This window comes from Nocardioides sp., from assembly GCF_041393715.1.
In the GTDB taxonomy this organism is placed as follows: Bacteria; Actinomycetota; Actinomycetes; order Propionibacteriales; family Nocardioidaceae; genus Nocardioides.
The window spans coordinates 177,450-196,283 of sequence record NZ_JAWKJQ010000004.1 but is presented as its reverse complement, the minus strand read 5'-3'; the positions used below and the strand labels follow the sequence as shown (position 1 = coordinate 196,283).

Sequence of the window (18,834 nt, the reverse complement as noted above, 5' to 3'; positions counted from 1 at the left end):
CCCTCAGACCCGGGGCTGGAGCCCCAGCGGTGCCCGGAACCGGATGATCTTGCGGCGGAGCACCACCCGCCGGGTGCCGTCGGGGGCGATCCGCACCCGGTCCAGCTCCCAGCCTCCGTGCTCGGCCCGCTCGACCAGCAGTCGGGTCACGAAGCCGCGGGAGAAGTCGCGCGGGATGGTGAGCCGCTCGAACTCCCACTCGACCCCGCGCGACGGGGCTCGCCGGTCCGCGCGGGGGGCCATCTCAGGACCCCGACACGTCGTCGAGGGCGGCCACCAGCTCCTCGGGCAGGCTCAGCTCCTCGACCTCCAGCGCGGTCCTGAGCTGGGCCGCCGTGCGCGCGCCGACCAGCGGCGCGGTGACCCCGTCGCGGTCGCGCACCCACACCAGGGCGACCTGGAGCGGACTCCAGCCGAGCCCGTCGGCGGCCTTGGAGACCGCCTCCACGATCCGGGAGCCGCGCTCGTCGAGGTAGGCGCCGACGAAGCCCTCGAACACCGGTGAGGCGGCCCGCGAGTCGGCCGGCGTGCCCGAGCGGTACTTGCCGGTCAGCACCCCGCGACCGAGCGGCGACCAGGGCAGCACGCCCAGCCCGAGCGCTCGAGCCGCCGGCAGCACCTCGGCCTCCACCCGCCGGTTGACCAGGGAGTACTCCACCTGGGTCGAGGCCAGCGGCGCTCGCCCGGGGACCGCCCGCTGCCAGGTCGCCGCCTGGGCGGTCTGCCAGCCGGTGTAGTTCGAGATGCCGGCGTACGCCGTCCGGCCGGAGGAGACCGCCGTGTCGAGGGCGGCCAGCGTCTCCTCGAGCGGCGTGTCATCGGTCCACACGTGCACCTGCCACAGGTCGACGTGGTCGACGCCGAGCCGGCGCAGCGACGCGTCCAGGGTGCGCAGCAGCGTGCCGCGCGAGGTGTCGGTGCGACGCTCACCGCTGCGGCGGGACACGCCGGCCTTGGTGGCGAGCACCACGTCGTCGCGGGCCACGACGTCGCCCAGCAGCGACCCGATCAGCGTCTCGGAGGCGCCGTCGCCGTAGCCGGCCGCGGTGTCGACGAGCGTCCCACCGGCCTCGGCGAAGGCCACCAGCTGGTCGCGCGCCTCGTGCTCGTCGGTGTCGCGCCCCCAGGTCATCGTCCCGAGGCCGAGTCGCGAGACCTTCAGGCCGGTGCGGCCGACGGGGCGCGTCTGCATGGAGTGCAGAGTAGCCACAGTCCGGGGGCTGCGGGCGCAGGGGCACGCGCCGCGGAACTGAGAGGCCGCTGAGCGCGCGGGGCCGGCATCGGGGCGGGTGGGCTTCGGAGCCGGGCGTCCGCTGTCTACGCTGGACCCGCCGACCGGGCAGTGGGCTCGGCGCACCGTCCGGCGAAGGGGACCCCGCGTGAGCTATCTCGAGGCCGTCATCCTCGGCATCGTGGAGGGACTCACCGAGTTCCTGCCCGTGTCGAGCACCGGCCACCTGACCATCACGGAGAAGATCCTCGGGATGCCGCTGGACGACCCCGGCGTGACGGCGTACACCGCCGTGATCCAGGTGGGCGCGATCGCCGCGGTCCTGATCTACTTCTTCAGCGACATCGTCACGCTGGCCACCGCGTGGTTCAAGGGACTGGTCAAGCCGGAGTACCGCGGCACCTTCGACCACCGGATGGGCTGGTTCGTCATCATCGGCTCGATCCCGATCGGCATCGTCGGGCTGCTCGCGAAGGACCTGATCACCGGCCCACTGCGGTCGTTGTGGTGGGTCGGCGGCGCCCTGATCGCGTGGAGCGCGGTGATGTGGTGGGCCGAGCGGCAGGCGACCCAGGAGCGCGGGGAGCGTGAGCTGACGCTGCGCGACGCGATCATCGTGGGGCTGGCGCAGTGCATCGCGCTGGTGCCCGGCGTGTCCCGGTCGGGCGCCACGATCTCGGTGGGCCTGCTGCGTGGTCTGGACCGGGTGACCGCCACCCGGCTCAGCTTCTTCCTGTCGATCCCCGCCCTCACCGCGGCCGGTCTCTACGAGCTCAAGGACGTCGTGGGCAGCGGCATCGGCATCGGCCCGACCGTGGTCGGCACGCTGGTGAGCTTCGTGGTGGCCTACATCTCGGTCGCGTGGCTGCTGCGGTTCGTGGCGCACCACTCGATCGCCTGGTTCGTGCCCTACCGCGTGGTGCTGGGCGGGGCGCTGCTGGTGCTGCTGTCGGCGGGCGTCATCACCGCGACCTGACCCGGGTCGGGAGTCGGAACCTCACAGCCAGCCGGAGCGCTTGAAGACGATCCACAGCCCGATGGACGTCGCCGCCATCATGCCCAGGGCCATCGGGTAGCCGAGGGCCCAGTGCAGCTCGGGCATGTGCGTGAAGTTCATGCCGTAGATGCCGGCGATCAGGGTCGGTACGACGACCAGGGCGGCGCCCGCCGAGATCTTGCGCATGTCCTCGTTCTGCTGCACGGAGATCGACGCGAGGTGGGCGTCGAACGCCGCGGACAGCAGGTTGTCGAGGGCGTCGATGGACTCCGCGACCCGGAGCAGGTGGTCGGCGACGTCACGGAAGAACGGCGCCGCCTCCACCGCCACGCCCGGGACGCTGCCCGCCACGAACCGACGCAGCGGGTCGCGCAGCGGCAGCACCGCCCGGCGCACCTCGGCGATCTCACGCTTGAGGGTGTAGATCCGCGCACTGTCGCGGGTGCGCTGCTCGGAGAACACCGAGGTCTCGACCTCGTCGACGTCGATCTCGAGCGCGGCCGCGACCGACTCGTAGCCGTCGACGACCAGGTCGCAGACGGCGTAGACGACGGCCGAGGGGCCGTGGCTGAGCACCTGCTGCTTGGACTCGAGGTAGGCGCGCGACGCGTGCAGCGCGCCGCCCTGTCCGTGCCGGACGGTCACCACGAAGTCGTCACCCATGAAGACGTTGATCTCGCCGGTCTCGACGGCGTCCTGCTCGTCGACGTACCACAGCGTCTTGACGGTCAGGAAGAGCGAGTCCTGGTAGAGCTCGAGCTTGGGGCGTTGGTGCGCGTTGACGGCGTCCTCGACGGCCAACGGGTGCAGTCCGAACGCCACGGCGACGTCGCCGAGCTCCTGGGCGGTCGGCTCGTGGAGGCCGATCCAGACGAAGTCGTCGCCGGTGAGCAGCGACCGGAGCCGGGTGAAGTCGGACGTGTCGCAGTCGACAGGGACCCGGGTGCCGCGGCGGTAGAGCGCGCTGTCGACGATCACGAGTCGCAGGCTACGACGCACACGGGTCGGGGGGAACCGGCTCGCCGCTCGGCCGCCGCGGATCGAGGCTAGGGTCGGCGCATGGCAACCGTGCTGCTTGTCCGCCATGGCCGGTCGACGGCCAACACCGCCGGGGTGCTGGCCGGGCGCGCCCAGGGAGTCCACCTGGACGAGCGCGGGCTCGAGCAGGCCCGGCGGGCGGCCGAGCGGCTGGCAGAGGTCCGGCTGGTCGCGGTGGTGAGCAGTCCACTCGAGCGCTGCCGCGAGACCGCCAAGGCCCTGGTGGCGCGCCGCGCCGACCCGCCGCCGATCCGCACCGACCGCGGCCTGACCGAGTGCGACTACGGCGAGTGGCAGGGTCGGCCGCTCAAGGAGCTCGCCCGCGAGAGGCTCTGGAAGACCGTGCAGAGCCAGCCCGCGGCCGCCGGCTTCCCCGGCGGCGAGACGCTGGCCGCGATGCAGGCCCGAGCCGTCGCGACCGTCCGCCGGCACGACGCGGCCGTCGAGGCCGAGCACGGCCCGGGCGCGGTCTGGGTGGCGGTCAGCCACGGCGACCTGATCAAGGCGGTGCTGGCCGACGCCCTGGGCTCCCATCTCGACCACTTCCAGCGCATCCACGTCGACCCGGCGTCGATCTCCGTGGTGCGCTACACCGACAGCCGTCCCTACGTCCTGGGCACCAACACCCACGAGGGCTCGCTGGCCTGGCTGACCCCGCCGTCGCGGTCGCCGCGGCGGTCTCGAGCCGGCAGCACCGGTCGCCGGCGCGGCTCCGATGCGGAGGTCGGCGGCGGCGCCGGCCCGGGCTGATCCGACGTGCGATCTCCCACGACCTCGGCTGGTGGCGTCGCCTAGGGTGGAGGGCATGCCTGTGGTGCACCGCTTCGACCCGCCCGAGCGCTTCGTCGCGGGCACGGTCGGGGAGCCCGGGGCGCGCACCTTCTTCCTCCAGGCGCGCGAGGGTGCCCGGATGGTCTCGGTGGCGCTGGAGAAGCAGCAGGTCGAGGCGCTGGCCGAGCGCATGGACGAGCTGCTCGACGAGCTGATGAACGACAGCCGGGTGCGCGCGGTGATCCCCGCCGTGGCGCCGTTGGCGTCCGAGGACGGCGCCCCGCTCGAGCAGCCGATCGAGGAGGAGTTCCGGGCCGGCACGATGACGCTCTCCTGGGACCCCGACGACGAGCGGATCGTGGTGGAGGTCTTCCCCTACACCGAGGCCGCCGTGGTCGACCCCGCCCAGGTGGGTGAGGACCTCACCGAGCCGGAGCCCGAGGAGGTCTTCCTGGTGCGCCTGTCCGCGTCGGCCGCCCGGGCCTTCGTCAAGCGCGCGGAGCTGGTGATCGGCGCCGGGCGGCCGAGCTGTCCGTTCTGCGGGCACCCGATCGACCCCGACGGCCACCTCTGCGTGCGGGCCAACGGCTTCCGCCGCCGGTCGGCCTGACGCCCTGCCGTGGCCGAGACCGACCCGACGCTGCTCACCGGCGAGCTGGAGCTGCACGGCCGGATCATGCCCGCGTCCAACGCGACCTTCCTGGGGGAGATCGCCGGCACCCGGGTGGTCTACAAGCCGGAGGCGGGGGAGCGCCCCCTCTGGGACTTCCCCGACGGGACCCTCGCGCGGCGGGAGCGCGCGGCCTACCTGGTGGCGGAGACGCTCGGCTGGGACGTCGTACCCCTGACCTTCCTGCGCGACGGCCCGCACGGGCCGGGGATGGTCCAGGTCTGGCAGGACGTCGACGACAGCCAGTCGGCGGTCGACATCGTGCGCGCCGGCGCCGTCCCCGACGGGTGGCTGCACGTGTTCGACGGGCTCGACGACCACGACCGCGAGGTGTCGCTGGTCCACGAGGACACCGCCGCCTTGCGCCGGATGGCGGTCTTCGACGTCATCGTCAACAACGCCGACCGCAAGGGCGGCCACGTCCTGGCGATGCCCGGTGGCCACCGCTACGGCGTCGACCACGGCGTGACCTTCCACGTGGAGCCCAAGCTGCGCACGGTCCTCTGGGGCTGGTGCGGTGAGCCACTCGACGACGACGAGCTCGAGGGGGTGCTCCGGGTCCGGGAGGCGCTGGACGGCGAGCTGGGTGCGGCGCTGACCGGGTTGGTGGCCGCCGACGAGGCAGCGATGACCGCACGCCGCTGCGACCGGCTGGTCGCGACCGGGGTGCTCCCGATGCCCTCGGGTGGCTGGCCGTCCATCCCCTGGCCGCCGTTCTGACCTCGGTGCCGACCCGAGGCGGCACCGACCTGAGGCGGCGCGGACCCGAGGCGGGGCCGGCCGGGTGGGGACGCCCGGGCGGCGGGCTAGGCTTCCCGCCATGCGCACCTGGCCAGCCCCCTCGCTTCCCGGGCTCCCGCTGACGGGGCCGCCGGTGCGGGTCTTCGACACCGCGACGCGGCAGGTCGTCGAGACTCGGCCGGAGGGGCCGGCTCGGCTCTACGTCTGCGGCATCACGCCCTACGACGCGACCCATCTCGGGCACGCCGCGACCTACGTCGCCTTCGACCTGCTGCACCGGGCCTGGCACAACGCCGGCCACGAGGTCGTCTACGTCCAGAACGTCACCGATGTCGACGACCCCCTGCTGGAGCGGGCCGCGCGCGACGGCGTCGACTGGCGGGAGCTGGCCGAGCGGGAGACCGAGCTGTTCCGCCAGGACATGACCGCGCTCCGCACCCTCCCGCCCCACCACTACGTCGGGGTGGTCGAGGCGATCCCGCTGGTCGTGGAGGAGATCCAGCTGCTGGAGCAGGCCGGGGCGACCTACCGCCTCGACGGCGACGTCTACTACTCGGTGACGGCCGACGCGGGGTTCGGCGAGGTCTCGTCCATGCTGCGCGACGAGATGGAGCACCTGTTCCCGCAGCGAGGGGGCGACCCCGAGCGCGCCGGCAAGAAGGACCCGCTCGACGCGCTGCTCTGGCGCGCGGAACGAGAGGGCGAGCCGTCGTGGCCCTCGCCGTTCGGGGCCGGCCGGCCGGGGTGGCACATCGAGTGCAGCGCGATCGCGATGGCCCATCTCGGCCCGGGCTACGACGTGCAGGGGGGCGGTAGCGACCTGATCTTCCCGCACCACGAGATGAGCGCCGGCCACACCCAGGCGACCCGGCCCGGGTGCGCGTTCGCGAAGGCCTACGTGCACACGGGGATGGTCGGCTACGACGGCGAGAAGATGTCGAAGTCGCTGGGCAACCTGGTCCTGGTCTCGCGGCTGCGCGAGTCCGGCGTCGACCCGATGGCGATCCGGTTGGCGCTGCTGCGCGGCCACTACCGCGAGGATCGGGAGTGGACCGACGACCAGGTGACCGCCGCTGCCGACACCCTGGCCCAGTGGCGCGAGGTGCTGACCGGCCTCACCGCGGCGCCGGCGACGCCGACGGCCGAGCGGGTGCTGGCCGCCCTCGCCGACGACCTCGACTCGCCCGCCGCACTCGCCGCCGTACAGGAGTGGGTCGACGCGACGCTGGCCGACCCCGCCGAGGCGACCGACCCCACCGCCCCCGCGCTGATGCGCGACCTCCTCGACGCGGCGCTGGGGCTGGCGGTCTGAAGCACCAACCCGTCAGACCTCGTCCTCCTTGCGCTTGAGGTAGCGCTCGAACTCCCGGGCGATCGCCTCACCGGAGGCCTCGGGGAGCTCGGTGGTGTCGCGGGTCTCCTCGAGGGCCTTGACGTACTCCGCGATCTCGTCGTCCTCGCGTGCCAGCTCGTCGACGCCGCGCTCCCAGGCCTTGGCGTCCTCGACGAGGTCGGCCAGGGGGAGACTCGTCTCGAGCAGGTCCTCGAGGCAGCCGAGCAGGGCCAGCGTGGCCTTGGGGCAGGGCGGCTGGGCGACGTAGTGCGGGACGGCGGCCCAGTAGGACACCGCCGGCACGTCGAGGCGCTGGCAGGCGTCCTGGACGACGCCGACGATCCCCGTCGGCCCCTCGTACGTCGACGGCTCCAGGCGCAGCCGGTCGACCAGGTCGGGCTCGGTCGCCGATCCGGTCACCGGGATCGGCCGGGTGTGCGGGGTGTCCGCGAGCAGCGCGCCCAGGGTGATCACCAGCTCGGCGCCCAGGTCGTCGCAGGCGGCGAGCAGCTCGGCGGTGAACTGCCGCCAGCGCATGTTGGGCTCGATCCCGCGGACCAGGATCACGTCGCGGTCGAGGTCGGGGGGCGAGGCCACCGAGATCTGGGTGGAGGGCCAGGTGATGCGCCGGTGCCCCCGGTCGTCGCTGCCGACGTGCGGGCGGTTGACCTGGAAGTCGTAGAAGTCCTCGGGGTCCATCGCGCCGACGGTGGTCGCGCCCCACTCCCGGATCAGGTGGTCCACCACGGACGAGGCGGCGTCGGCGGCGTCGTTCCAGCCCTCGAAGGCGGCGATCACGACGGGGTTCACCAGGTCCGGCAGGTCGTCGATCTCGATCACCCGCCCAGCCTAGTCCGCGGGGATTTCGGCGCACCCCCGGCGGGGTGTCACGATGTGGGAACGATGTCCACCTGCTGGACCCCTCCGTAGGCTGGACAGCCACTGCCACCCGCGACGGGAGACCCCGTGCCCGACCACCGACCGGACGCCACCGCACTGCTCGAGGAGCTGCTGCGTGACCGCATCCTGGTGATCGACGGCGCCTGGGGCACCCTGATCCAAGGTCACGGGCTGGCCGAGGCCGACTACCGGGGCGAGCGGTTCGCCGACCACGACCACGAGCTCAAGGGTGACACCGACGTCCTGTGCCTGACCCGGCCCGACATCGTGGCCGCGATCCATCGCGACTACCTCGATGCCGGAGTGGACCTGACGACGACCAACACCTTCACCGCGACCCGGATCGCGCAGGCCGACTATGGCCTGCAGGACCACTGCTACGACCTCAACGTCGCCGCCGCCCGGACCGCCCGCCAGGTCTGCGACGAGGTCACCGCGCTCACGCCCGACCGGCCTCGCTTCGTGGTCGGCGCGCTCGGCCCGACCAACCGCACCGCCTCGATCAGTCCCGACGTCAACGACCCCGGCGCCCGCAACGTCGAGTTCGACGAGCTGGTCGCGTCCTACCTCGAGCAGGCCCGCGGCCTGGTCGACGGTGGCGCCGACCTGCTGATGGTCGAGACGATCTTCGACACGCTCAACGCCAAGGCCGCGATCTTCGCGCTGGAGTCCCTCTTCGAGGAGCACGGACGCCGGTGGCCGGTGATCATCTCCGGCACCATCACCGATGCCTCCGGGCGCACGCTGTCCGGGCAGGAGACCGAGGCGTTCTGGAACTCCGTGCGTCATGTGCGGCCCCTCGCGATCGGGCTCAACTGCGCGCTCGGCGCGGCCGAGATCCGCCCCTACGTCGCCGAGCTGGCCCGGGTGGCCGACTGCCACGTCTCGACCCACCCCAACAACGGCCTGCCCAACGCGTTCGGCGAGTACGACGACACTCCCGACGAGTTCGCCGAGATGCTCGGCGAGTTCGCCGGCAGCGGCCTGGTCAACCTCGTCGGCGGCTGCTGCGGCACCACTCCGGCCCACATCGAGGCGCTGGTCCAGGCGACCAAGGGCGCGGCACCGCGCGAGCTGCACGGCGTCCGACCGGCGATGCGGCTGTCGGGCCTGGAGCCGCTCAACATCACCGACGAGAGCCTGTTCGTCAACGTCGGCGAGCGCACCAACATCACCGGCTCCGCCCGGTTCAAGAAGCTCATCAAGGACGGCGACTACGACACCGCCCTCACCGTCGCGGCGCAACAGGTCGAGAACGGCGCCCAGGTGATCGACGTCAACATGGACGAGGGGATGCTCGACGGCGTCGCCGCGATGGACCGCTTCCTCAAGCTGGTCGCCGCGGAGCCCGACATCTCCCGGGTGCCGGTGATGGTCGACTCCTCCAAGTGGGAGGTGATCGAGGCCGGTCTCAAGTGCCTGCAGGGCAAGGCGATCGTCAACTCGATCTCACTCAAGGAGGGCGAGGAGGCGTTCCTCGACCACGCCCGGCTGTGTCGCAAGCACGGTGCCGCCGTGGTGGTGATGGCCTTCGACGAGGACGGTCAGGCCGACTCCCTCGACCGGCGTACGGCGGTGTGCGAGCGCGCCTATCGGCTGCTGGTCGACGAGGTCGGCCTCCCACCCGAGGACATCATCTTCGACCCCAACGTCTTCGCCGTCGCGACCGGCATCGAGGAGCACGCGTCCTACGGCCGCGACTTCATCGAGGCCACCCGCTGGATCAAGGAGCACCTGCCCGGGGCCCTGGTCTCCGGCGGCATCTCCAACGTCAGCTTCTCCTTCCGCGGCAACAACCCGGTGCGCGAGGCGATCCACGCGGTGTTCCTGTTCCACGCCATCGAGGCGGGCCTCGACATGGGCATCGTCAACGCGGGCGCGCTCGCGGTCTACGACGAGGTCGACGAAGAGCTGCGGGAGCGGATCGAGGACGTCGTGCTCGACCGGCGGCCCGACGCGGCCGAGCGGCTCCTCGAGATCGCCGAGACCTACAACGTCGCGGGTGACGCCGAGGAGGCGTCCGAGGAGGAGTGGCGGTCGCTGCCGCTGGGCGAGCGGATCACCCACGCCCTGGTCAAGGGGCTGGACGCGCACATCGAGGACGACACGGAGCTGCTGCGCGCCGAGATCGAGGAGCGGGGTGGCCGGCCGATCGAGGTGATCGAGGGGCCGCTGATGGACGGCATGAACGTCGTCGGCGACCTCTTCGGCGCCGGCAAGATGTTCCTGCCCCAGGTCGTGAAGTCGGCCCGGGTGATGAAGAAGGCCGTCGCCTACCTCGTGCCCTTCGTCGAGGCCGACACCGCGGCCCACCCCGACGCCGCCGTCACGCGCAGCACGCAGGGCACCATCGTGATGGCCACGGTCAAGGGCGACGTCCACGACATCGGCAAGAACATCGTCGGCGTGGTGCTCCAGTGCAACAACTACGAGGTGATCGACCTCGGAGTGATGGTGCCGCCGCAGAAGATCCTCGACACCGCTCGCGAGCGCGGGGCCGACCTGATCGGCCTCTCGGGCCTGATCACCCCCTCGCTCGACGAGATGGTCACCGTGGCCACCGAGATGCAGCGTCAGGGCTTCGAGATCCCGCTGCTGGTCGGCGGGGCGACCACCAGCCGCGCCCACACCGCGGTCAAGGTCGACCCGCGCTACGACGCTCCGGTGGTCTGGGTCAAGGACGCCTCCCGGTCGGTCCCGGTCGCGGCCGCGCTGCTCGGCGGCCCGCAGCGCGCGAAGCTGCTCGCCGACGTCAAGGACGACTACGACGCCCTCCGCACCCGGCACGCCGGTCGCCACGACCGCCCACTGCTGCCGATCGCCGAGGCCAGGGCCCGGCGTACTCCCGTGGACTGGTCGGCGGGCGTGGCGCCCGCGCCCGCGCGTCCGGGCGTGCATGTCTTCGAGGACTACGACCTCGCCGAGCTGCGCGACTACATCGACTGGCAGCCGTTCTTCAACGCGTGGGAGCTGAAGGGCAGCTATCCCGCGATCCTCGACGACGAGGTCGTCGGTGACGCCGCCCGCAAGCTCTACGACGATGCCCAGGCACTGCTCGACCGGATCGTCGACGAGCGGCTGCTGCGGGCGCGCGGCGTGGTCGGCTTCTTCCCCGCCGCGAGCGTCGGCGACGACCTCGTCGTCTATGCCGACGACGAGCGCTCGGAGGTGCGCACCGTCATCCACCAGCTCCGCCAGCAGGGCGAGCACCGCGACGGCATCGCCAACAAGTCGCTGGCCGACTTCGTGGCGCCGCGCGAGACCGGCCTGCCCGACCACCTGGGCGCCTTCGCGGTCACGGTCGGCCTGGGGATGCAGGAGCAGGTGGCGGCGTTCCAGGCCGCCCACGACGACTACTCCGCGATCCTCCTCGAGGCGCTGGGCGACCGGCTCGCCGAGGCGTTCGCGGAGCGCCTGCACCAGCTGGTCCGCACCGACCTGTGGGGATACGCGCCCGACGAGGTCGCCAGCGGCGAGGACCTCCTGAAGGAGCGCTACGTCGGCATCCGTCCCGCGCCGGGCTACCCGGCCTGCCCCGACCACACGGGCAAGGTCGACCTCTGGGCGATGCTCGACGTCGCGGGAGCCACCGGCATCGAGCTGACCGAGAGCATGGCCATGTGGCCGGGGGCGAGCGTCTCGGGCTGGTACTTCACGCACCCCGACGCGCAGTACTTCGTCGTCGGCCGGGTCGGACGCGACCAGGTCGAGGACTACGCCGCCCGCAAGGGCTGGACCGTCCCCGAGACCGAGCGGTGGTTGTCGGCCACGCTCGGCTATGACCCCGAGGACTGACGTGACCGAGTTCTCGACGCGGGCCTGGCCCGCGGCGGTGCTGTGGGACATGGACGGCACCCTGGTGGACACCGAGCCCTACTGGATCGAGGCCGAGCACCAGCTTGCCGCGGACCACGGGGGCACCTGGAGCCACGACCTGGCGCTGGAGCTCGTGGGCAAGGACCTGATGGACTCCGGGCGCTTCATCGTCGAGCACATGGGCGTCCCACTGGAGCCCGCGGAGATCGTGGAGTACCTCCTGGACCGGGTGACCGAGCGTCTCGGGGAGGAGATCCCGTGGCGGCCGGGAGCACGGGAGCTGGTGAGCGACCTGCACGACCACGGCATCCCGCTGGCGCTGGTCACCATGTCCTACCTCCGGTTCGTGGAGCCGGTGCTGGCCGCGCTGCCTCCCGACACGTTCGCCGAGGTCGTCACCGGCGACGCCGTGTCGCGGGGCAAGCCGGACCCCGAGCCCTACCTGAAGGCGGCACGCGGGCTGGGGGTGCACCCGTCCAGCTGTCTGGCCGTCGAGGACTCCGGCACCGGCGCCCGGAGCGCCGAGTCGGCCGGCTGCACGGTCCTGGTGGTGCCCAACCACGTGGCGGTCCCGGCGGGGGAGCGACGGGTGTTCCGGGAGTCGCTGGTCGGCCTGGACGCAGGGTCGCTCCCCGAGCCCTGGCACGCCGGCTGACCGGCGGCTCAGGCCGACGTACGCCGGAAGGCCGCGACCACGGGGGCGGCCGAGCCGGGCAGGGCCTCCGCGCCCGCCGCGGGCGGGATGAGCCGGCCGGTGACGCCGTCCAGCAGGCGGTAGGGGTGACCGCTGACCACCGGCCCCAGGGTCCGCCGCAGCCGGGACACCTCGGCCCGCACCGTGACGGTGCGGCTCGGGTCTGCGAACAGGTCGTCGGCCAGCTCCGCGGCCGACCGTCCACCGGGAGACTGGAGAAGCGCGAGAAGGATCTCGGCGTGCCGCGTCGACAGTGCGTGCTCCCAGGGCCCGGCCGGTGTGAGCAGCCGCGCGACGGGCCGGGCTCCGGACAGGTCGAGGCACACCTCGAGCGGGTCGTCGTCGGCCTCCTCGTCGAGCAGTCGCAGCAACCAGCCGCCCGGCAGCGGCTCGGCGTACGCCGGCCCGAGCGAGGGCAGATGCACCGGCCCGCCGGCCAGGTCCGCGGGCAGCACCACGCGGGCGGGGGACGCGAACCCGCGCGCGGCGGCCAGGTGGCCGAACAGGTCGACGGCGACGGCCTGCCCGGTCTGGGCGGCCAGCAGCGGGGCGGCGTGTGCCCGCAGCCGGGCCAGCCGCTCGTGGTGGGCGGCCTGGATCTCCAGCTCCGCCGTGCGGGCGGCCAGGGTCACCATCGACAGCACCGTCGGGTGCATGCCGGCCGCGACGCCGCTCACGTCGACCACCCCGAGGGTCTCGCCGGTCCAGGCGTCGTGCAGCGGGGCGGCGGCGCAGGACCACACCGTGTGCGACTCCACGTAGTGCTCCGAGCCGCGGATCAGCACCGGCCGCCCGAGCACCAGGCTGGTGCCGATCGCGTTGGTCCCGACGTTGTACTCGGTCCAGGCCGAGCCACCGACGAAGCCCAGCCGGTCGGCCTGGCGGGTGACCTTGTCCTCACCGGTGCGCCACAGCACCCGTCCCTCGGTGTCGGTGACCACCACGAGCAGCCCCACGTCTACGACCGGCTGCAGGGCCGCGCGGAGGTGGGGGAGCAGGTCGGCCAGCGGGCTGACGGCCCGTCGACCTTCGAGCTCGGCCTCGGCCAGCGGCGGGATGGCGGGGTTGTCGCCGGGGCCGAGACCGTTGCCCTGCACGCGACGCCACGAGGCCTGGATCTCGGGCCGGACGGCCACCGCGCCACCCGTGGGAGCGCCCGCGGCCAGGTCGTCGAGGGCACGCTCGCGAGCGCGGGCGCGGTCCCGAGCGTCAGTCGCCATGTCGCCCTCGTGTCCTGCGGGCGGCTGCGATGCAACCCCCCGCAACCCTGTCGCTCCCCGTCGGGGAAGCGGTGTGCTGCTCGCAAGCCAGTGTAGTGACCGTCACACAGGAGGTCTCCCATGACGCAGACGCTCGAACCCCAGGCGGAGCCGGACGCGACCACGCCGGACGCCCGCGCTCAGGCGTGGTTCGCGGCCTTCGAGAGTGCGCTCGCCGCCGCGGACGGTGCCGCGGTCGCCGATCTCTGCGCCCGGGAGTGCTACTGGCGCGACCTGGTGTCGTTCAGCTGGAACCTGACCACCGTCGAGGGCCACGCCGGGGTGGCCGACCTGGTGACCGAGAACGCCGCCCGGGTGGCCGCTCACGGGTTCGCGCTGACCGAGCCCGCCGACGAGGCCGACGGTGTGGTGACCGCGTGGTTCGGGTTCGAGACCTCCGTGGGTCGGGGGACCGGGCTGGCCCGGTTCGTCGAGGAGGACGGTGGCCTGCGCGCCTGGACCTTCCTCACCACCCTCGACGAGATCAAGGGCCACGAGGAGCCGCGCGGGACGCGGCGCCCGAAGGGAGTCGCCCACGGCGCGTTCAAGGACCGGGTCACCTGGAAGGAGGCCCGCGAGCAGGAGGCGGCGGACCTCGGCGTCACCGAGCAGCCCTACGTGCTGATCATCGGCGGCGGCCAGGGAGGCATCGCCCTGGGGTCCCGGCTGCGGCAGCACGGCGTACCGGCCCTGACGATCGACAAGCACGACCGGCCGGGCGACCAGTGGCGACGCCGCTACAAGTCCCTGTGCTTGCACGACCCGGTGTGGTACGACCACCTTCCCTACCTGAAGTTCCCCGACAACTGGCCGGTCTTCGCGCCCAAGGACAAGATCGGCGACTGGCTGGAGTTCTACACCCGGGTGATGGAGGTGCCCTACTGGTCCAAGACGGTGGCCACCAGCGCCTCCTACGACGAGGAGCGGGGGGAGTGGACCGTCGAGGTCGAGCGCGACGGCCAGCCGCTGACGCTCCACCCGACGCAGCTCGTGCTGGCGACGGGCATGAGCGGCAAGGCCAACGTCCCCCGGCTGCCCGGCCAGGACGTCTTCCGCGGCGAGCAGCACCACTCCTCGCAGCATCCCGGCCCCGACGCGTACGCCGGCAAGAAGTGCGTCGTCATCGGCAGCAACAACTCCGCCTTCGACATCTGCGGCGCGCTGTGGGAGGTCGGCGCGGACGTCACCATGGTGCAGCGCTCGTCGACCCACATCGTCAAGTCCGACACCTTGATGGACATCGGGCTCGGCGCGCTCTACTCCGAGGAGGCCGTCGCCGGCGGCGTCACCACCGAGAAGGCGGACCTGATCTTCGCCTCGCTGCCCTACCGGATCCTGCACACGTTCCAGATCCCGCTCTATGACCAGATGCGCGAGAAGGACAAGGACTTCTACGACCGGATGGAGAAGGCCGGCTTCTGGCTCGACTGGGGACCGGACGGCTCGGGTCTGTTCATGAAGTACCTCCGGCGCGGCTCGGGCTACTACATCGACGTGGGCGCCGCCGAGCTCGTCGCCGACGGCGAGGTGAAGCTGGTGCGCGGGCAGGTCGACCACCTCACCGAGTCGGCCGTCGTGCTGGAGGACGGCACCGAGCTCGACGCCGACCTCGTCGTCTACGCCACGGGCTACGGCTCGATGAACGGCTGGGCCGCAGACCTGATCAGCCAGGAGGTCGCGGACCGCGTGGGGAAGGTCTGGGGCCTCGGCTCGGACACCCCCAAGGACCCCGGACCGTGGGAGGGCGAGCAGCGCAACATGTGGAAGCCGACCCAGCAGCCGGGTCTGTGGTTCCACGGCGGCAACCTGCACCAGTCCCGCCACTACTCGCAGTTCCTCGCGCTCCAGCTCAAGGCGCGCTACCTCGGGCTGGACACGCCGGTCTACCGCCTCCAGGAGGTGCACCACCTCGGCTGACCCGGTGCCGCGGGCCGGTGGTGCTAGTACCACCGGCCAATGGCGACCGCGACTCCTTCTCACCCACGCTGGTGGACATCCCGAAGCGGGCACAACCCGAGGCCCACCAGACACACTCCCGGAGGAGTCATGAACACCACCCCCACCCTGCGCCGCTCGCTCGCCGCTCTGGTCGTCGCGGGCGCCGCGTCCACCCTGCTGGTGGCGTCGCCGGCCCAGGCGGGCTCCGAGGTCCGCCGCTCGGGCAGCTGCTCGGCCTCCGCCGACTGGAAGATGAAGGCAAAGATCCGAGACGGACGGATCGAGCTGGAGTCGGAGGTCGACAGCAACAAGAACGGGCAGGTCTGGCGCTGGCGGATCAAGCACAACGGCTCCCTGTCGGCCTCCGGCCGGTCGACCACCAAGGCGCCCAGCGGGTCGTTCTCGGTCACCCGCAAGATGGTCAACCTGTCCGGCACGGACCGTTTCGTGTTCCGGGCCGTGCACAAGCCGTCCGGCCAGGTGTGCCGCGGCACCCTGTCGTTCTAGGGTGAGCCGCCAGCACAGGGAGGTCGCGTGATGAGGTTCGCCAGGAGTCCGGTGGTGCAGTTCCTCGCCATCGGGCTCCTGCTGTTCCTCGGGATCGTGATGGCCACCACGGTGCTCGCCGACCGCGCGGCGAACCGCGAGGCGCTCGCCGACGCGCGGTTCAACACCCTGGTGCTCGCCCACTCGGTCGCCGAGCTCGAGGTGCGCCCTGTTCGGTCTCGGGGCGGCCGGCGCGGCTGACGCGTTCGACCGCGACGTGGCGGGCCGGCTGCTGGTCGGTGACGTGGTCCGGATCAAGATCTGGACCGCGGACGGCACCATCGTCTACTCCGATCGCAGCGAGCTGATCGGGACGACGTACGACCTGGGCGAGGAGGAGAAGGAGATCGTCCGCGAGGGCGGGATCGAGGCCGAGGTCAGCGACCTCAGCAAGCCGGAGAACCGGTTCGAGCGGGACAGCGGCGGCCTGGTCGAGGTCTACACCCAGATCCACTCGCCCGAGGGTGAGCCGCTGCTCTTCGAGGCCTACTACTCCGCGGAGAAGATCGACCAGCGCCGGCAGGAGGTGTTCCTGCCGTTCCGGCGGATCACCATCGGCGCGCTGCTGGCGATGCTGGCCGTCGCCACCCCGATGATCTGGGCGCTCACCCAGCGACTCACCGGCGCGGCCCGCGAACGCGAACAGCTGCTGCAGGCAGCCATCGACGCCTCCGACGCCGAGCGTCGCCGGATCGCCCGGGACCTGCACGACGGAGTGGTCCAGGACCTCGTGGGGACCACGTTCTCCCTCTCGGCGCTGGCTCGGGACGAGCGCCTGGAGCAGGACGACCGGCAGACGCTCTGCGGGTTACCACGTCGCTGCGCTCCAGCCTGCGCTCACTCCGCTCGCTGCTGGTGGAGATCCACCCGCCCGACCTGCGCGCCGACGGGCTCGCGCCGCGCTGGCCGACCTCACGGCGCCGGCCACCTCCGCCGGCGTCGAGACCGAGGTGAGCGTCGAGGTGACGACGCCCGACACGGCCGTGGCGCCGGTCTGGCGGGTCGCCCAGGCGGTCCGGCAACGCGATCCGGCATGCCGAGGCGGCGCATCTCTCCGTGCGGGTCGCAAGCACCGGCGGGCGGCTGCTGCCGACGGTCGAGGACGACGGCCGGGGGTTCACCCCCGAGGAGGTCACCGATCCGGCACACTACGGGCTGCGTGGGCTCACCGGACTGGCGGCCGAGGCCGGCGGCACGCTCGAGGTGCTCTCGGCACCCGGCGCCGGCACCACGGTGCACCTGGAGGTGGACAAGCGATGACCGTCAGAACGATCCGGGTCGTGGTGGTCGACGACCATGCGGTCGTGCGCGCCGGCCTCGAGCAGCTGCTGGCCGCGGTCGACGACATCGAGGTGGTGGCCCAGGGGAGCGACGGAGGAGAGGCCGTCGAGCTGGCCCGCGAGCACCGTCCCGACCTGGTGCTGATGGATCTGCAGATGCCCGGCGTCGACGGCGTCTCGGCGACGCGGAGCATCGTCGCCGACGAGCTGTCGCAGGTGCTGGTGCTGACGTCGTACTCGGACGGTGAGCGGATCGTCGCGGCCCTCGACGCCGGCGCCATGGGCTACCTGCTCAAGGACGCGGACCCCGACGACATCCTGGCCGGGATCCGCGCGGTGAGCCGCGGGGAGTCCCCGATCGACCCGAAGGCCGCCCGCCAGCTGCTCAGCGCACGTGCCGCCGCACCGGTGACCCCGGACCTCACCCGGCGCGAGGCCGAGGTCCTGGCGCTGGTGCGGGAGGGGCTGGCCAACAAGCAGATCGCGCGGCGGCTGGGCATCAGCGAGCGGACCGTCAAGGCCCACCTGACCTCGGTGTTCGCCTCGATCGGGGTGACCGACCGGACCCAGGCGGCGCTCTGGGCGGAGCGGCACGGGCTCTGAGCGCACCGGCGCGCGTCAGGGCAGGCCGGTGAGTCCCTCGTCGGTGTCGAGGTCGCCCGAGGGGTCGGTGGCCGCCGCGGACCCTCGAGGCTCCGGCAGCGGCGGGGGCGTGCCGCCGTAGGCCGGGCAGAGCGCCTGGTGGGCACACCAGTCGCACATCCGGCTCGGGCTGGGACGCCAGTCGCCGGTCTCCTCGGCGTGCCGGATCGCCCGCCACACCGCCTCCACCTTGCGCTCGGTGGCCCGCAGGTCGTGCTCGTCGGGGACGTAGCGCAGGATCTCGGCGTTGCCGAGGTAGACCAGCTGCAGCATCGAGGGCACCACGCCGCGGGTGCGCCACAGGACCAGCGCGTAGAACTTCATCTGGAACAGCGCCTTGGCCTCGAACCCCGGCCCCGGCGACCGCCCGGTCTTGTAGTCGACGACCCGGATCCGCCCGTCGGGGCTGACGTCGACGCGGTCGACGAAGCCGCGCAGCAGCAGCCGGGAGTCCAGCAGCGTCTCGACGTAGAGCTCACGCTCGGCCGGCTCCAGCCGGCGCGGGTCCTCGAGGGTGAAGTAGCGATCGAGCACCTGGCGGCACGAGGTGAGCCAGCCGGCGACGTCGGGGCCCTCGGGGCCGAACATCTCCGCCAGCAGCGGCTCGGAGCCGAGCAGCGCGTCCCAGGTGGGGACCAGCATGTCGCGGGCGCGCTCGGGGGTGCGCGCCGCGGCCGGCAGGTCGAACAGGTCCTCCAGGACCTTGTGCACCAGGGTGCCGCGCACGGCGTCGGGGGAGAACGGTTCGGGCAGCCTGTCGAGGGTCCGGAAACGATAGAGCAGCGGGCAGGCCATGAAGTCGCCGGCCCGGCTCGGCGAGAGCGCGCCGAGCACGTCGACCCCGTCGACGGGCGTGGACACCCGCGTCGCCGGCGAGGTCGCCTCGACCGGGTCGGCGTCGGGGGCCGGGTCCTGGGCGAGCGCCGGGGCGAGGGTCGGGCCCTCCGCCTCGCTGGTGCTCATGCCGGCCACCCTAGG

At 72.5% G+C, this 18,834-nt stretch carries 18 protein-coding genes and 1 pseudogene; 13 read left to right on the top strand and 6 right to left on the bottom strand.

The annotated features are described in order from the left end of the window. Positions 1 to 3: 3 nt before the first annotated feature. Both R2740_RS08055 and R2740_RS08050 read right to left on the bottom strand, forming a co-directional pair. A complete protein-coding gene (locus tag R2740_RS08055) occupies positions 4 to 243 on the bottom strand; it encodes a DUF5703 family protein (protein WP_371302170.1) in 240 nt (79 codons plus the stop codon). Position 244: 1 nt separating this feature from the next. Then, positions 245 to 1,192 carry an aldo/keto reductase gene (locus tag R2740_RS08050; RefSeq protein ID WP_371302169.1) on the bottom strand — a complete coding sequence of 316 codons (948 nt, stop codon included), beginning with the start codon at positions 1,190 to 1,192 and terminating at the stop codon, positions 245 to 247. Positions 1,193 to 1,379: 187 nt separating this feature from the next. On the opposite strand from R2740_RS08050, the gene R2740_RS08045 reads away from it, so the two are divergent. Further along, positions 1,380 to 2,207 (top strand): undecaprenyl-diphosphate phosphatase, encoded by an 828-nt coding sequence (locus tag R2740_RS08045; protein ID WP_371302168.1) that lies wholly within the window; start codon positions 1,380 to 1,382, stop codon positions 2,205 to 2,207. Positions 2,208 to 2,228: 21 nt separating this feature from the next. Here the strand turns inward: R2740_RS08045 and corA are convergent, their stop codons facing one another. Continuing rightward, on the bottom strand, positions 2,229 to 3,206 hold the full coding sequence (corA, locus tag R2740_RS08040; RefSeq protein ID WP_371302167.1) for a magnesium/cobalt transporter CorA: 978 nt from the start codon (positions 3,204 to 3,206) through the stop codon (positions 2,229 to 2,231). A gap of 81 nt (positions 3,207 to 3,287) precedes the next feature. Between corA and R2740_RS08035 the strand changes: the two genes are divergently transcribed. From R2740_RS08035 to mshC, 4 genes are all read left to right on the top strand, one after another. Next, the gene (locus tag R2740_RS08035) at positions 3,288 to 4,016 is read left to right on the top strand and encodes a histidine phosphatase family protein (protein WP_371302166.1); all 729 of its coding nucleotides are present in this window, start codon (positions 3,288 to 3,290) and stop codon (positions 4,014 to 4,016) included. 55 nt (positions 4,017 to 4,071) lie between these two features. Further along, complete coding sequence (locus tag R2740_RS08030) at positions 4,072 to 4,647, top strand: DUF3090 domain-containing protein (protein WP_371302165.1); 576 nt, start codon at positions 4,072 to 4,074, stop codon at positions 4,645 to 4,647. A gap of 9 nt (positions 4,648 to 4,656) precedes the next feature. Then, a complete protein-coding gene (locus R2740_RS08025) occupies positions 4,657 to 5,427 on the top strand; it encodes an SCO1664 family protein (protein ID WP_371302164.1) in 771 nt (256 codons plus the stop codon). 100 nt (positions 5,428 to 5,527) lie between these two features. Beyond that, complete coding sequence (gene mshC / locus R2740_RS08020) at positions 5,528 to 6,760, top strand: cysteine--1-D-myo-inosityl 2-amino-2-deoxy-alpha-D-glucopyranoside ligase (RefSeq protein WP_371302163.1); 1,233 nt, start codon at positions 5,528 to 5,530, stop codon at positions 6,758 to 6,760. A 12-nt stretch (positions 6,761 to 6,772) separates the two neighbouring features. On the opposite strand, the gene R2740_RS08015 is transcribed toward mshC, so the two are convergent. Continuing rightward, on the bottom strand, positions 6,773 to 7,621 hold the full coding sequence (locus tag R2740_RS08015) for a PAC2 family protein (protein WP_371302162.1): 849 nt from the start codon (positions 7,619 to 7,621) through the stop codon (positions 6,773 to 6,775). 126 nt (positions 7,622 to 7,747) lie between these two features. On the opposite strand from R2740_RS08015, the gene metH reads away from it, so the two are divergent. Further along, complete coding sequence (gene metH, locus R2740_RS08010; protein ID WP_371302161.1) at positions 7,748 to 11,476, top strand: methionine synthase; 3,729 nt, start codon at positions 7,748 to 7,750, stop codon at positions 11,474 to 11,476. A 1-nt stretch (position 11,477) separates the two neighbouring features. Then, on the top strand, positions 11,478 to 12,152 hold the full coding sequence (locus R2740_RS08005; RefSeq protein WP_371302160.1) for an HAD family hydrolase: 675 nt from the start codon (positions 11,478 to 11,480) through the stop codon (positions 12,150 to 12,152). 8 nt (positions 12,153 to 12,160) lie between these two features. Here R2740_RS08005 and R2740_RS08000 read toward each other — a convergent pair whose 3' ends face one another. Then, positions 12,161 to 13,411, bottom strand: a complete 1,251-nt coding sequence (locus tag R2740_RS08000; RefSeq protein ID WP_371302159.1) for a GAF domain-containing protein — start codon at positions 13,409 to 13,411, stop codon at positions 12,161 to 12,163. A 120-nt stretch (positions 13,412 to 13,531) separates the two neighbouring features. Between R2740_RS08000 and R2740_RS07995 the strand changes: the two genes are divergently transcribed. From R2740_RS07995 to R2740_RS07970, 6 genes and pseudogenes are all read left to right on the top strand, one after another. Beyond that, positions 13,532 to 15,367 carry a flavin-containing monooxygenase gene (locus R2740_RS07995; RefSeq protein ID WP_371302158.1) on the top strand — a complete coding sequence of 612 codons (1,836 nt, stop codon included), beginning with the start codon at positions 13,532 to 13,534 and terminating at the stop codon, positions 15,365 to 15,367. A gap of 129 nt (positions 15,368 to 15,496) precedes the next feature. Further along, the gene (locus tag R2740_RS07990) at positions 15,497 to 15,895 is read left to right on the top strand and encodes a hypothetical protein (RefSeq protein ID WP_371302157.1); all 399 of its coding nucleotides are present in this window, start codon (positions 15,497 to 15,499) and stop codon (positions 15,893 to 15,895) included. 54 nt (positions 15,896 to 15,949) lie between these two features. Beyond that, the gene (locus tag R2740_RS07985) at positions 15,950 to 16,135 is read left to right on the top strand and encodes a hypothetical protein (protein WP_371302156.1); all 186 of its coding nucleotides are present in this window, start codon (positions 15,950 to 15,952) and stop codon (positions 16,133 to 16,135) included. Positions 16,136 to 16,505: 370 nt separating this feature from the next. Beyond that, positions 16,506 to 16,694: pseudogene (locus R2740_RS07980) on the top strand (histidine kinase); the annotation flags it as partial. A 266-nt stretch (positions 16,695 to 16,960) separates the two neighbouring features. Beyond that, positions 16,961 to 17,194, top strand: a complete 234-nt coding sequence (locus R2740_RS07975; protein ID WP_371302317.1) for an ATP-binding protein — start codon at positions 16,961 to 16,963, stop codon at positions 17,192 to 17,194. Continuing rightward, complete coding sequence (locus tag R2740_RS07970) at positions 17,191 to 17,817, top strand: response regulator (protein ID WP_371302155.1); 627 nt, start codon at positions 17,191 to 17,193, stop codon at positions 17,815 to 17,817. The genes R2740_RS07975 and R2740_RS07970 overlap by 4 nt, the downstream gene beginning before the upstream one ends. Before the next feature lie 15 nt (positions 17,818 to 17,832). Here the strand turns inward: R2740_RS07970 and R2740_RS07965 are convergent, their stop codons facing one another. After that, on the bottom strand, positions 17,833 to 18,819 hold the full coding sequence (locus R2740_RS07965) for a RecB family exonuclease (protein ID WP_371302154.1): 987 nt from the start codon (positions 18,817 to 18,819) through the stop codon (positions 17,833 to 17,835). Between the last annotated feature and the right edge of the window lie 15 nt (positions 18,820 to 18,834).